Here is a 13,405-nt window from a genome sequence, read left to right on the forward strand (position 1 = left end):
TAGCGTGCTTGCTTATGGTTACAATGGCAGGAAATAGAAGAGAAAAGAAAGAGGAATGTCACATACCGACTATAGCGACGGTATGTGATTAGTGAAGGAATCGCCTGATATAATGGCACCGGGGTAGGTAATCACAGTCGCTGCCACTTTTGCCCCATAGCTCGCGCTCTCAACAGGTTTTCTACCTGCAAGTCGAGCGGCCATATAGCCGCCATTGAATGCATCGCCAGCAGCCGTTGTATCAACCACCTGTTCAACACGCTCAACAGGCACAATACATTGTTCTTGTTGACGGAGTATATGAACGCCAACCGCTCCGTTTTTCATAACGATTTCTTCAATCTGTTTGTCGGCTAAATAGTTAAATATTTCATCAGCATTAGTGTGGCCAAACAGCATTAAATGGTCGTCCGCACCTGGGAACGCCAAGTCTGCTTCAGCATATGCCTTACCCGTCCAGTATTTAGCATCTTCTAGAGATGACCAAAGGCGAGCTCGATAATTAGGATCAAAGGCAATCTTACTGCCTTTGGCCTTGAGGGACGAAATTAGTTCGAAAAGTGTAGCGCGCTGTTCATCATCTAAAATGGCAATAGAGATACCGCTCAAATAAAACCAATCACAAGCAAATTCAGCGCCCTTCATAATGTTGAGCGTCTGTGTTGCTGCAGATTGGTTACGCCAATATGCAAAGGTTCTTTCACCCTCGTTGTCGTTGCGGATCATATACAGGCCAAGGTTATGCGACGACGAGCGAAACACTAAATCAGTGTTAATTTCGTGCTCACCCATTTTAAACAGCAGCTCATCGCTTAAAAAGTCTGCGCCGATCGCCGTTAAGTAACTAATGGAAGATGAAGGCAAGCAGCGTTTTAAATAAACCGCAGTGTTGTACGTGTCGCCAGCAAAGCTTTTCGCCATCAGATTATTATCTGTGTTTTCATCGCGCGTACTAACTGATGACTCACGTTGAGTGCTTCGAAGCTCTACCATGCACTCGCCAAAAATAACCATTCTTTGGTTGGTATCAACTATGCTCATGCCGCAGCCTCATCAAACAATGTTAGGCTTTGTTGACATGCCAAAGTTATAGCTTGCCAATTTTTCGCTTCAATGGCTGCCTTCGGCATCATCCATGTACCGCCTACTGCTCGAACATTGCCAAGCGAGAGATACTCATTCGCGTTGTCGCCATTAATGCCGCCGGTAGGGCAGAAGCAAACATCGCTAAATACGCTTGAAATAGCTTTAAGAAAAGGTGTTCCGCCGCTAAGACTCGCAGGAAAGAACTTCATTTCGCGAATGCCTTTTTGGTGCGCCAAAAGAATATCGGCAGGCGTAGCGACACCTGGCAAAAAGGGTGCATTAGACGCAATCAGTGTATCGAGCAATGTCTCTGAGCTTGTGGGCGTTATCAAAAATTGCGCGCCTGCATCCAACGCTTCAAATACGTGGTTGCGATTTAACAATGTGCCCATGCCGACAACGAGTTCAGGAAACTGTTTTCTAATCGCTGACAGGGCTTCAAATGCTGCGTCGCTGCGTTTCACTACTTCTATGTTGCACAGGCCGCTATTTGCAATTGCTTCTGCTAGGTGAAGCCCCTCGTCAACAGATTTAGGCTGAATAATAGGGAGTAATGGGGCGCCTTTAAGCATGGAAAAGGTACTTTTCATCACGCGGTTCCTTTTAGTGAATCTAGCGAACTTTCTGTTAACGTAGTGGGAGCAGAACCTTGCTGACCTTCGTTGCTGTTTTCGTGCGATAAAATGCTAAGCAGCTGATTAACTTTTTCGAGCACTTTTTCTTTGAACGTAGTGTTTACCGACAGTTCAGCGAACATGGTTTCAAGAGAGAGCAATTTTTTAGCAAGTTCTATTGCCTGAAAGTCTACCGATTTTGCTGTGGCCCTTAACATACTATCTAGCGGGTCGGTGATAGTTTCGTTTAAACGTGCCTTGTTGTTTACAAATAGGCACCAGGCCGCAACGGCACTGCAGAGCAAATCAATATTTCGTTTTGCTTTTAGGTTATCGCGTACTGTGTCGAGAATTCGAAATGGGATTTTCTGTGACCCATCCCAAGCAATTTGCGACAACAGGTGGCGAATGTGCTTATTCTCATAGCGCTTTACAATGTCTTGTGCGTAAGCGTTCAGATCGAAGTCTTGTGTTCCGCTATCGGCATTCTCGTTATCACTGGATAGAGACGGAACAATTTCTTCTTTCAACATGGTTTGAATCAGTTGCTTTATGGCTGGGGTACGCATTGCGTCGAATACGGTTTCCTTGCCAAGCAATAACCCTATGTAGGCCAGTGTTGAATGTGTGCCGTTTAGAATGCGAAGCTTAGCTTTCTCAAAGAAGCTCACATCATGAGTAAAAGTAACGCCAACTTTATCCCAAGCAGGTCGTGGGCCAGAAAAATTATCTTCAACCACCCATTGAGTAAATGCCTCTCGCTGAATAGGCCAGTTATCAGTTAAACCCAGCTCAGCGGCAACGTTGGCTTTAAAGCTGTCTTCAGTTGCTGGCGTAATACTGTCAACCATAGTGCAGGGGAAGGCGATGTTCTCGCTGATCCATTGGCCGAGTGATTCATCCGTTTTATTGGCGAACTCGGTCACCGCTTTTTGCAGCTTTTTACCGTTGTCTGACACGTTGTCACAGCTGATAATAGTAATATCTGCATAGCCTGCCTGCTTACGTTGTGCTAGCGCTTGCACAATTAGGCCAACTGCACTTACCGGTGTTTCTGGCGTGACTAAATCAGCTTTAATATCCGGATGATCAGTATCTAGATGACCTTGCGCATTAAGGCAATAGCCCTTTTCTGTCACGGTAAGCGTCACAATTTTAGTTTGCTTGTTTACCAGTGCAGCAACAATGTCTTCACGATCATGTGCTAATGTAGAAAGGTTTTTAATTGCGCCGATAATGTGGGTTTCAGGCTCGTTATCAACAATACACAACGCATAGAGATTGTCTTGTGTACTCAACGCTTCTTTAAGAGATGCGCTGCGCATTGACACACCGTGAATGCGCCAGTCACCGCCATAAGCCAGCGCCTTTTCGGTATAATACGCTTGGTGCGCACGGTGAAAGGCACCTGGACCAATATGCACAATGCCACAACCGGTTGCTTCCAGATCGTAATTTGGTTTACTTACGCTGTCACTTAAAAGAGGTAGCGTTGAAATTGATAACGGCTTTGTCATGATTACCCCAGTTTGTACGCTTGTTTAGCAAAATCATAAGTGAGTTTTCTTGCAATGCTGGCCGCTTCTGTTTCACTGATGCGGTGCTCCACAACTAGCTGTGCAAGGAAGCGACAATCAATGCGTCTGGCAACATCGTGACGTGCAGGAATAGACAAGAACGCGCGCGTATCGTCATTAAAACCAACAGTATTGAAGAAACCTGCGGTTTCTGTCACTTGATGTCTAAAGCGCAACATGCCTTCAGGGCTATCGTGGAACCACCAAGAAGGACCGAGTTTCAGGCAAGGGTAGTGGCCTGCAAGCGGTGCTAATTCACGGCTGTACGTGGTTTCATCTAATGTAAATAGAATAATGTCGAGGTTAGGCTCGTTACCGTATTTACCGAGTAACGGGCGAAGCGCTTTAACAAAATCTGTTTGCATTGGAATGTCGTGGCCTTTATCGCGACCAAACTGTGTAAAGAGCTGACTGTTGTGGTTTCTAAACGAACCAGGGTGAATTTGCATCACCATGCCGTCTTCTACACTCATTCCCGCTAATTCGGTAAGCATTTGCGCTCTAAATAGCTCTTGCTCTTCAGCGTTACTGTTTCCACTTCTTACTTTATCGAATAAAGCAATACACTCAGCTTTACTTAAATCAGCTGTGTTCGCCGTTGGGTGTCCGTGATCCGTTGCTGTTGCACCGTGTTCTCTAAAGACGGCACGTCGTGCACGAATTGCGTTCAGGTAGCCCTGCCAGGTTGCAGTGTCTTCACCGGTGAGTTCACCAAGTTTCTCAATGTTTGAAACAATATCTTCGCGTGAAGCATCGACTACATCATCAGGTCTAAAGGTGGTGATAACCCGCTTTGCCCACGGTGTATCTTTAATCGCTGCGTGATGGGGAAGGGCATCAAGCGCGCCTTCGGTGGTAGCAATCACTTCAATATTGAAGCGGTCCATCAGTGCACGGGGTTTAAAGTCATCCCCTTGAAGCTGCGCAGTGATGTGGTCGTAATAATGCGTTGCGTTGTCGCTACACAACATCTCTCGCAAACCAAATACATCGTGAAATACAGTGTCTAACCACAAACGCGATGGTGTGGCAGCAAATAGATGATAGTTATCTGCCAGAAGTTTCCAGATTTTACGTGGATCCTTTTCCGTTTCGCCGCCGTCCCAACGTGGCACTCCAATATCGGTTAATTTAATACCTTGGCTATACAGCATTCTGAACACATAGTGATCAGGGGTGATAAACAACTCGGTTGCATTGGTGAAATTATTGTTTTGTGCAAACCAACGTGGGTCAGTATGGCCATGTGGACTTATGATAGGGAGATCTCGAATTTCCTTATACAGCGCCTTTGCAACACTTCGGGTTGCTTCATCGGCAGGAAAAAGTCTATCTTCATGTAATAATATCGATTCCATAACGCTCTCTTTTAGAGGGTGACGCCACGTTTCCAAATAGCAATCTCATGGCTGCCATTCTTCTCGTTGCAGGTTTGTTGACCAGATGCCACTGCCAAGCAATGTTGGAGTAGCGCTTCGGCACACTTATCGATAGAGACGCCTTCTAGAACTTGTCCAGCGTTAAAATCTATCCAATGTGGCTTCTTATTAGCGATATCTGAATTTGACGATATCTTGACTGTGGGTACAGGAAAACCAAGGGGCGTGCCTCGGCCTGTGGTGAATAAAACGATATGTGCCCCCGATGCTGCCAACGCCGTTGAACTAACGGCATCGTTACCAGGTGCTTGTAATAAACTTAAGCCTTTATCTTGCTTGGGCTCGCCATACTGCAAGATAGACTGAATAGTAGACGTTCCACCTTTTTGAACCGCGCCGAGAGACTTTTCCTCTAGCGTGGTTAAACCGCCTGCCTTATTGCCAGGAGACGGGTTTTCGTAAATAGGTTGATTGTGGGCGATAAAGTAGTTCTTAAACTCATCAATCAGCGAGTTAAACGCCTCGAATACGTCTTTGTTTTTAGCGCGATTCATTAGGAGCTGTTCGGCACCAAACATTTCTGGCGTTTCGGTTAAAATGACCGAGCCACCTAGGTTACACATTAAATCAGTAACACGCCCTACTGTTGGGTTGGCAGTAATACCGCTAAAAGCATCGCTACCACCGCACTTCATGCCTAAGGTTAATTCGCTAGCGTCGGTAGGCTCACGTTTGTCATTAGCCATTACTTTTAACAAGTCATAAACCGCATTGACGCCTTCTTCTAACTCATCTACCACTTCTTGTGCGTTGTAGAAGCGAACCCGGTTTGCCGGTTTATCAACGTGAGGCAGTAAACTCTTAAGCTGATTGTTTTCGCAACCCAAGCCTACAATTAACACCGCACCAGCGTTCGGGTGAGATGCGAGAGAGGCTAAGATAGTGCGCGTGTCATCTAAATCATCGCCCAGCTGAGAACAGCCAAAAGGGTGGGTAAATGCGCGGAACCCGTCGCACTCGCTAGCGAAACGGCGATTACATTCGTTGGCAATACGGTCTGCTGTTCGATTTACGCAGCCTACGGTATTGATGATCCATACTTCATTGCGAATACCCACTTTTCCATTTTCTCTTCTGTAGCCCATGAACTGTAACCCAGGAGTAAGATGGTTTTGTTTTGAAGCGGTATTTGACGGCGCGTAAACGTATTGTTCAGTGCCTTTTAACTTAGTCTTTGCGTTATGGCTGTGAACATGTTCGCCGGGGTTAATTTGGCTTGTTGCAGCACCAATGCTGAAACCATATTTTACGATGTCGCAACCGTCTGACAGGGTAACTAAGGCAACTTTATGGCCAGCAGGAATGTCTTGGCTAACTGTAATGTCATATTCAGCGATGTAAGTGCCAGCCACGATAGGGCAGGTTGCAACCGCAACGTTATCGTTATTATGCACTTTAACTAGTTGTGTTTTAACGTCCATTACAAGTCCTGCTTTATCTTTACGGCTTATTTAACCGCTAAGCGTTGTTAAATAAGCACTGTGTATTTAAAAAGAGCGATAGATTAGAAAACGTTGCTTTTTACGCTCTGTTTACAAATTGTTTATTTTTAACATTCTTTTTTATTTTCGTGCCACCGGTGGCATAATAGGTCGAAAAAGAAGTGTTAGCAACACTTCATTGTAAAAAATCACACTTTTTTGATTGAATCGCGAATAATTAGGTGAGGTTTGACCAGATACGTTTCGGTTTCACTAACTTCACTGCCTTCGATGTGCGCGATGATTTTACGCGCTGCGATAGCTGCCATATCGCCAACGGGACGTTGAACAGTGGTTAGGGCAGGGATCACACGGGCAGCAAGTAGGTTGTCATCGAACCCCGCGACGGATAGTTCGTCAGGTACGGTTATTCCCATTTCATGAGCCACTTTCAATACGCCTGCTGCCATTTCATCGTTGTTTGCAAAAATAGCTTTAACTCGTGGTGACTGAATAAGCAATTGACGCGCGCATTCTATACCGCTTTCGAAGCTGTTTTTACCCTCAATTACCCTGTTTTTAGGTACATCGACACCCAGGCCGTTAAGCGTTTCAACAAAGCCTTCCAAACGCTCTTTTGAGGAATAATACTGTTGCGGACCGCTGATGATACCAATGTCTTTATGACCTAGTGAAACCATATAGCGCGCTAAATCACTTAAAGCAGCTCTGTCGTCACTCACTACGATATTTTGATGGTCATCTAAATCTACTGACGCCATTCGCACATAGTTAATGCTCTTTTGTTGCAGCGCGTCGGCTAATAACTTAGATTCGGATACCGGTGGCAATATGATGACACCGTCTATGTTTGAACGACGTACAAAGTTAATACAGTCTTCTACAAAACCTTCGGCATTATAACTACAAGGGTGTACAACTAACTCATAACCCTTTTGAGAACATATGCTTAACACGCCTCTTTGCACTTGGTCGATATACAAGGCATCGGGGTTGTCGTAAATTAGGCCTATCAAGTATGAGCGGCTAGTACTTAAACCACGCGCTTGCTTGTCAGGGGCAAACCCCGTTTCTTGAATGACCGCTTCAATGCGCTCACGTGTTGCTTTTCCCACATTGGTCGCACCGTTAATGACGCGTGACACGGTACGCTTTGAAACACCTGCTAGGGCTGCAACATCATTGATCGTCGGGCGCTTGTTCATAATTCTCTGTTTTTCCGCGCTATTATGTCGTTACTTCCGATATTACCACACAAATACGGGCAATATGTTTTTGTTACTCAAAAGTGAAAGTTCGTGTGATCAAACTACGCCTGACCACACCTTTCAGTTTTGATGATTCTACCTTACTAAAATCCTAGTGCACGTGGTAGCGCTTCGCTGAACCATGCGACATACGTAACTAGCATAAGAACGACAAACATAGCCACATATAAAGGTATTAGCGGTCGAATGATGTTCTCAAGTTTGGTTTTGGCAATGGCACAGGTAATGAAAAGTACGGCGCCGACGGGCGGTGAGCACAATCCGATAGACAGGTTGAGCACGAGCATGATGCCGAATTGCAGTTCGCTCATTCCAAGTTCTAAGGCCACCGGCAAAAATATGGGCGTAAAAATAAGTACGGCAGGTGTCATATCCAAGAATGCACCAACTACGATAAGCAATAGGTTGATTAAGAGAAGAATAAGTAATGGGTTATCGCTTATCGACAACAGTGCGTTACTTAAGGTTTGTGGAATGTTCTCAAACGACAATAGCCAAGACATCGCCGTTGAGGCCGCGATAAGCAGCATTACAATTGCCGTCGTTTCTGCCGCCTTCAAGAAAATATCAGGTAAGGCTTTCGCATCCACTTCTTTATAAAACACCACAGCTAACAGCAATGAGTAAACCACCGCAATGGCACCAGCTTCGGTAGCGGTAAAAACGCCACCCACAATGCCGCCAATCACTAAGAATATGAGGAATAGGGAAGGGAGTGCTGCGATAGTTTTTTCGACAACTACTTTAATAGGAAGTCGCGGCGATAGCGGGTATCCCTTCATTTTTGCGTAGATAAAGCACACCAGCATGAGCGCTAGACCCACCATAATGCCTGGAATATAGCCAGCCATAAAAAGGGCGGCGATGGATACGCCACCGCTAGCGATTGCGTATACAATTAAGATATTACTTGGCGGAATTAACATTCCCGTAGTTGATGCAGCGGCAGTGACCGCTGCGCTAAAATTCGGCTCGTAGCCCGCTTTCTTCATTTCGGGCAACATGAAGCTGCCAATAGCAGACGTAGTCGCTACTGCAGACCCTGAAATTGCACCAAACAGCATGCAGGAAACAACATTTACTAAGGCTAAACCACCGGGAAGGGCACCAATAAGCGCCATTGCACATTCAATTAATCGCTTGGCTATCCCGCCGCGTCCCATGATTAGGCCAGATAAAACAAAAAATGGGATTGCCAAGAGCGCAAAGCTATTAAGACCACCTGCCATACGCTGGGCAATAGTAATGGTTGCCGGAGCAATGTCCATGCTCATTACCATAGCAAGCAGCGTGGCTACACCAATGCTGATTGAAATAGGAACATTTAAAAGAAGGAGTACAAAAAAGGCGACGACTAAGATAATACCGGTCAGTTCCATTACGCTGACTCCTTATTGTTGTTTCGCCAAAGTGCAGTAATGTTAACCAGTGCATAGGCAATGATAAGGCCTCCAGATAAGGGAAGCACGCTATAGATAAAGCCCATTTTTACACCTAGCGCCGCTGAGATTTGCTCTAGCTCTAATGTAAGAGACACTAGTTCAGCGCCGCCGTAAACCATCACCAAAACACAGAAGATAATGACAATGACTTCAACGCAGGTAAGTAGAAGGCGTTTCACTTTACGAGACTGACGCTCAACAATTAAGTTGAACCCCAAATGCGCGTTTTGGCGATAGGCGTAGGCCGCACCTAAGATGCCGATCCAAATAAGTATGAACCTAGACAACTCTTCGGTGACCGAAGCGGGGTCTTTAAGTACGTAACGTGAGACCACTTGCCAAATTACGGTAAGTAAAATACTTACCATGGCAATAATAAGGGTGCCGGCTAAGGCTTTATCGATGAGGCGTATTATTGTCATTGTTACATCGCTTTTATTTGCGTAATTAAGTCGCCAATTGGCGTGTCTTCAAAGCTCTTATGAAAAGGCTTTACCGCTTCAACGAAAGGCGCTTTATCAGGCGTAATAACTGTGACGCCTTCGGCTTTTACCTTTTCTAAAGAGGCTTGCGTAGATGTTTTCCAAAGTTCGCGTTGGTATTCAACAGAGTCTTCCATTGCTTTGGTTAGCCACGTTCGCTGCTGTTCATTCAAACTTTCCCATACCGGCAGCGATGCCAGCATGACGTCTGGAACACTGGTATGCTCGTCAAGACTGTAGTAACGGGCAATTTCATAATGACGTGAAAGGTAGTAGCTGGGCGGGTTATTCTCTGCGCCGTCTACAACGCCTTGCTGAAGCGCAGTGTACAGTTCTCCCCAGGCAACGGGGGTTGCAGCTCCTCCGAGTGCGCGAACTGTTGCTACTGCAGTAGGGCTGTTCAATACGCGAATTTTGAGCCCGTTCAGATCGCTTGGTGTTTCTATTGGTTTATCGTTGGTGTAAAAACTACGGCTTCCCGCATCGTAATAGCCGAGGCCTTTAAGTCGGAAGTCTTCAACACCAGATAGTAACTCATCGCCTAAATCGCTGTTTAATACACGCCAGAAGTGTTCGTTATCGCGGAAAATATAGGGAATGCTAAAAATCTTCATTTCGGGAGCAAACCCTTCCAAAGGACTTGCCGACACCTTAGTCATGGCGAGTGAGCCAATCTGCAGCAGTTCTACCATCTCCCTCTCGGTTCCCAGCTGGCTGCTCGGGTAAATAACCACACTCATTGTACCGTCAGAATAGTAATCTAGGCGCTCTCCAAGATATTCCATTGCTTTATGTACTGAGTGTTGAGTGTCCAACGTATGCCCCAAGCGCAATACGGTGACTTCGCCTTGCAGTTCATTTTGCGAACACGCCGAGGTTAGCAACAGGGCCGTGGCTGACAGTGTGAGTTTTATATACCGCAACATAATCATTACACCTAATTAGAGCAGGGCTGCTTAACGCAACTGTGAAGGCGGAAACTTATCCATATCATCGTAATCCAGGTTTTCACCTGCCATTCCCCAGATAAATGCATAGCTTCCAGTACCTACACCACAATGAATGGACCAAGGTGGCGATACCACGGCTTCTTCATTCGCTACAAAAATATGGCGAGTTTCGTGAGGTTCGCCCATGAAGTGACATACGCGGCTTTCGCTATCCATATCAAAGTAAAAGTACACTTCATTGCGTCGGTCATGTTGATGAGCTGGCATGGTGTTCCAGACGGAGCCTGTGTGCAAACGGGTTAGTCCCATTTGAAGCTGACAAGTATCGACAACAGTATTGATAAGTAACTGTTTGATATCACGCTTGTTGGAGGTTTCCTGACTGCCTAAGTGAAGGATGTTTGCATCTGTGCTGCCTATCTTCTTGCAGGGATAGGCGTGGTGAGCCGGCGCCGAGTTTAAGTAATATTTGGCAGGATTGGACGCATTGTCCGACTCAAAAATGACTTCTTCATTGCCTTGTCCGATGTACAAGGCCTCTTCATTATCTAGGTGATAAGTGGTGCCTGAAACAGTAATGGTTCCAGGCCCGCCGATATTAATTACACCGACTTCGCGACGGGCGGTAAAGAACGGCATCTTTAACTGATCTTCAATGGTTTCTAGCGTTAGCGCTGACGTTGTCGGTACGGCACTTCCAAGCATAAAGCGTTCGTAGTGGGTGTATATCCATACCACTTCACCTTGTGTCATTAGGGTGTCGACTAAAAACGCGTCACGCAATTCTTGCGTGTTGTAAGCATTGGCCTCTTTACGACCGATAGCATATCGGGTGTCTATTTTCTTGCTCATGTCTTTTCTATCGCTCATGGCTGTATCCCCCATTCGTTAATTAACGTGCTAGAAAGCCGCCGTCGACAGCAAGGATATGGCCGTTTACGTAATTGCTTGCTGCGCTCGCAAGAAATACCGCCGCACCTGCTAAATCATCACTTTCCCCCCAGCGATTAGCTGGAATGCGGGCACAAATTTCAGCACTGCGCGTTTCATCATCTTGCAGTGCTTGGGTGTTATCGGTTTTGATGTAACCTGGCGCAATTGCGTTCACCTGCACATTATATTGGCCCCATTCGTTTGCTAGCGCTTTCGTAAGACCCGCGATGGCGTGTTTACTCGCTGTGTAGGCAGGAACGGTGATGCCACCTGTATAACTTAACATTGATGCAATATTGATGATTTTGCCTTGTCCCCGTTCTACCATCGTCTTGCCAATAGTTTGGCTAAGTAGGAAAGCTGAATCGATGTTGACAGCAAGCACGTTTTTCCACTCGTCAAAAGGAAAGTCGGTTGCTGGTGCTCTGAAAATAGTGCCGCCGTTATTCAGCAGGATGTCGATGTGTCCTTTAATGCTTAACGCATCTTCAGCAAGTTTAACTACCGCGTCGGCATCAGCGAGGTCGGCATCTAATGCCATGGCTTGACCACCTTCACTTTGAATTTTACGTAGTGTCTCGTCACATCCACCTGGTCGAGAACTGGCGCAGATGACGAAGGCGCCAGAAGTGGCGAGTGCTAAAGCAAGCGCTTGGCCTATACCTCGACTTGCTCCGGTCACTAATGCGGTTTTACCTTCTAGGCTAAAGTTGACCATGTAATTTACCTTTCACTAAATGGTTCATGGGTATGACGAATTTTATCGACATACTAAATTGAAAAATCTCGTTAACAAAATTTAAAATAATTGCCACCGGTGGCATTTGTCAATATATTGTTTATAAATATCGTTAATTAGTTAAATGCGTTAACAACCGATGGAGAGCATAAAAGTGATGAAATTTAGTAAGATAGGTCTAATTTTGGTGCCATTATTGGCAAGTTGCTCACAAGGGGATATAAATTCGGCTTTGTCTGTTAAGGTGAAAAATTCGGCAGACGGTGGTAGCGGCGATCAAATTTTTGAAGTATCTCTGCCCCCGCAATATTCGGGGTGGAAGTTAAAGCAATATCCGTCAGAATGGATTGAGAATAGCGAAGGGCAAGCGGTGTTACTAGGTGCTGCATCCATTGCGCCAGGAAGTAGTGCGTCATTGGAACTTATGCCACCTGAGCAAGCTACGAATGTTAACCTCCAAGACCGGGCGCACGCTGAACTTTCCGTAAGAACAGGAGGAGAGTGGCAAGACGCAGTATATAGCGCTGAGGTTTTTTCTTTTGAAGAAGTTACCTCATTCACATCGCCTCCGCAATTGACCGATCATTCTTACTTTTTGCGTTACGAAGGACCAGGCTGGGAGTCTGATCAAATGGGCTATCGCCTTTATCTTGATTGGCGTAACGCTATTGATGTCTTTGTTAAAGCGAACGACAGTGTAGTATTACCTGAGGTGGGGCAAGACGGCTACGATAGCTATCATAATTTATCTTCGTGGGGTGGAGACGCGCTTAAAGTTGGTAAATCGTTGGGCGTGGGTGCGCTTGGTCGATTAACAGAACAAGAAACCCAAGACTCCTCAACGCAGACAGTTATGCATTTTCAGCATGTAGAGACTACGCAATACCAATTAGTCTCGAATTCTCAGTTGCGTGCTGAGTTCGAGGTTGGCTACGAAGGGTGGTCATCGTCTGATGCGAAAGCGGACAGCATCGACGTTACCACGCACTATCGAATTGATGCGTTTGACCCCACCACCCACATCAGCGTTTCTGTATCAGAGCCATCGGATAATATTGTCGCAGGTCTAGTGGCGCATGATGGAATGCAGGTGATTAAAGCCGAGCGTGGTGAGTGGGGCGTTGTAGCGACTTGGGGAACGCAAAGTATCTTGGCAGATAATGACAACTTAGGATTGGCCGTTGTTTATCGAATAGATCAGGTCGAAAAGGTATTCGAGGGTGAACATGACCACCTTGTATTGTTCAAACCTTTAACCACTTTAGACTATAAAATTCTCGCGGTTTGGCCTAAGCGCAGCAGTGATGTACAAACTGCAAAGCAGTTTGAAGATTATCTGGTTAATAAATTAAAGATGTATAATCATCCTCTTACCGTCTTAAACTAAGTATTACTTAGCGACCGGGCTAGCGGGCCGTAGCGAAATGCGTAGC

Annotated in this window: 12 protein-coding genes; 1 reads left to right on the forward strand and 11 read right to left on the reverse strand. The window is 45.8% G+C overall.

All coding sequences use genetic code 11. The features are described from left to right. Nucleotides 1-69: 69 nt before the first annotated feature. The 11 genes from BIZ39_RS02730 to kduD form a co-directional block, all read right to left on the reverse strand. The gene (locus tag BIZ39_RS02730; protein WP_187446284.1) at nucleotides 70-1,041 is read right to left on the reverse strand and encodes a sugar kinase; all 972 of its coding nucleotides are present in this window, start codon (nucleotides 1,039-1,041) and stop codon (nucleotides 70-72) included. Further along, the gene (eda, locus tag BIZ39_RS02735) at nucleotides 1,038-1,676 is read right to left on the reverse strand and encodes a bifunctional 4-hydroxy-2-oxoglutarate aldolase/2-dehydro-3-deoxy-phosphogluconate aldolase (protein WP_014976837.1); all 639 of its coding nucleotides are present in this window, start codon (nucleotides 1,674-1,676) and stop codon (nucleotides 1,038-1,040) included. Before eda ends, BIZ39_RS02730 begins: the two co-directional genes overlap by 4 nt. After that, on the reverse strand, nucleotides 1,676-3,217 hold the full coding sequence (locus tag BIZ39_RS02740; protein ID WP_187446285.1) for a mannitol dehydrogenase family protein: 1,542 nt from the start codon (nucleotides 3,215-3,217) through the stop codon (nucleotides 1,676-1,678). The genes eda and BIZ39_RS02740 overlap by 1 nt, the downstream gene beginning before the upstream one ends. Nucleotides 3,218-3,219: 2 nt before the next feature. Next, nucleotides 3,220-4,635, reverse strand: coding sequence for a glucuronate isomerase (gene uxaC, locus BIZ39_RS02745; protein WP_187446286.1), 1,416 nt, complete (start codon nucleotides 4,633-4,635; stop codon nucleotides 3,220-3,222). Nucleotides 4,636-4,646: 11 nt separating this feature from the next. Continuing rightward, entirely contained in the window at nucleotides 4,647-6,137 is a 1,491-nt protein-coding gene (locus BIZ39_RS02750) for a UxaA family hydrolase (RefSeq protein ID WP_187446287.1), read from the reverse strand. Nucleotides 6,138-6,346: 209 nt separating this feature from the next. Continuing rightward, complete coding sequence (locus tag BIZ39_RS02755) at nucleotides 6,347-7,363, reverse strand: LacI family DNA-binding transcriptional regulator (RefSeq protein ID WP_014949874.1); 1,017 nt, start codon at nucleotides 7,361-7,363, stop codon at nucleotides 6,347-6,349. A 146-nt stretch (nucleotides 7,364-7,509) separates the two neighbouring features. Next, complete coding sequence (locus BIZ39_RS02760; protein WP_014949873.1) at nucleotides 7,510-8,805, reverse strand: TRAP transporter large permease; 1,296 nt, start codon at nucleotides 8,803-8,805, stop codon at nucleotides 7,510-7,512. Beyond that, nucleotides 8,805-9,290: a TRAP transporter small permease gene (locus BIZ39_RS02765; protein WP_014949872.1), complete on the reverse strand. Its 486-nt coding sequence runs from the start codon at nucleotides 9,288-9,290 to the stop codon at nucleotides 8,805-8,807. Before BIZ39_RS02765 ends, BIZ39_RS02760 begins: the two co-directional genes overlap by 1 nt. Nucleotides 9,291-9,292: 2 nt before the next feature. Continuing rightward, nucleotides 9,293-10,276 carry a TRAP transporter substrate-binding protein gene (locus tag BIZ39_RS02770; RefSeq protein WP_075177447.1) on the reverse strand — a complete coding sequence of 328 codons (984 nt, stop codon included), beginning with the start codon at nucleotides 10,274-10,276 and terminating at the stop codon, nucleotides 9,293-9,295. Nucleotides 10,277-10,306: 30 nt separating this feature from the next. After that, entirely contained in the window at nucleotides 10,307-11,152 is an 846-nt protein-coding gene (gene kduI / locus BIZ39_RS02775; protein WP_039225580.1) for a 5-dehydro-4-deoxy-D-glucuronate isomerase, read from the reverse strand. 40 nt (nucleotides 11,153-11,192) lie between these two features. Further along, nucleotides 11,193-11,951, reverse strand: a complete 759-nt coding sequence (gene kduD / locus BIZ39_RS02780) for a 2-dehydro-3-deoxy-D-gluconate 5-dehydrogenase KduD (RefSeq protein ID WP_014976831.1) — start codon at nucleotides 11,949-11,951, stop codon at nucleotides 11,193-11,195. A 178-nt stretch (nucleotides 11,952-12,129) separates the two neighbouring features. On the opposite strand from kduD, the gene BIZ39_RS02785 reads away from it, so the two are divergent. Beyond that, nucleotides 12,130-13,359, forward strand: coding sequence for a DUF4861 family protein (locus BIZ39_RS02785; RefSeq protein ID WP_187446288.1), 1,230 nt, complete (start codon nucleotides 12,130-12,132; stop codon nucleotides 13,357-13,359). Nucleotides 13,360-13,405: the final 46 nt, after the last annotated feature.

Origin of the sequence: Alteromonas sp. BZK5, from assembly GCF_014349115.1 — a bacterium.
Classification (GTDB): domain Bacteria; phylum Pseudomonadota; class Gammaproteobacteria; order Enterobacterales; family Alteromonadaceae; genus Alteromonas; species Alteromonas macleodii.

Excerpts from the sequence above, each read along its gene's own strand:
- uxaC (WP_187446286.1), bottom strand. The coding sequence starts at position 4,635 with ATGGAATCGATATTATTACATGAAGATAGACTTTTTCCTGCCGATGAA.
- BIZ39_RS02730 (WP_187446284.1), bottom strand. The coding sequence starts at position 1,041 with ATGAGCATAGTTGATACCAACCAAAGAATGGTTATTTTTGGCGAGTGC.
- kduD (WP_014976831.1), bottom strand. The coding sequence starts at position 11,951 with ATGGTCAACTTTAGCCTAGAAGGTAAAACCGCATTAGTGACCGGAGCA.
- BIZ39_RS02755 (WP_014949874.1), bottom strand. The coding sequence starts at position 7,363 with ATGAACAAGCGCCCGACGATCAATGATGTTGCAGCCCTAGCAGGTGTT.
- BIZ39_RS02760 (WP_014949873.1), bottom strand. The coding sequence starts at position 8,805 with ATGGAACTGACCGGTATTATCTTAGTCGTCGCCTTTTTTGTACTCCTT.
- BIZ39_RS02770 (WP_075177447.1), bottom strand. The coding sequence starts at position 10,276 with ATGTTGCGGTATATAAAACTCACACTGTCAGCCACGGCCCTGTTGCTA.
- kduI (WP_039225580.1), bottom strand. The coding sequence starts at position 11,152 with ATGAGCAAGAAAATAGACACCCGATATGCTATCGGTCGTAAAGAGGCC.
- BIZ39_RS02750 (WP_187446287.1), bottom strand. The coding sequence starts at position 6,137 with ATGGACGTTAAAACACAACTAGTTAAAGTGCATAATAACGATAACGTT.
- BIZ39_RS02765 (WP_014949872.1), bottom strand. The coding sequence starts at position 9,290 with ATGACAATAATACGCCTCATCGATAAAGCCTTAGCCGGCACCCTTATT.
- eda (WP_014976837.1), bottom strand. The coding sequence starts at position 1,676 with ATGAAAAGTACCTTTTCCATGCTTAAAGGCGCCCCATTACTCCCTATT.
- BIZ39_RS02785 (WP_187446288.1), top strand. The coding sequence starts at position 12,130 with ATGAAATTTAGTAAGATAGGTCTAATTTTGGTGCCATTATTGGCAAGT.
- BIZ39_RS02740 (WP_187446285.1), bottom strand. The coding sequence starts at position 3,217 with ATGACAAAGCCGTTATCAATTTCAACGCTACCTCTTTTAAGTGACAGC.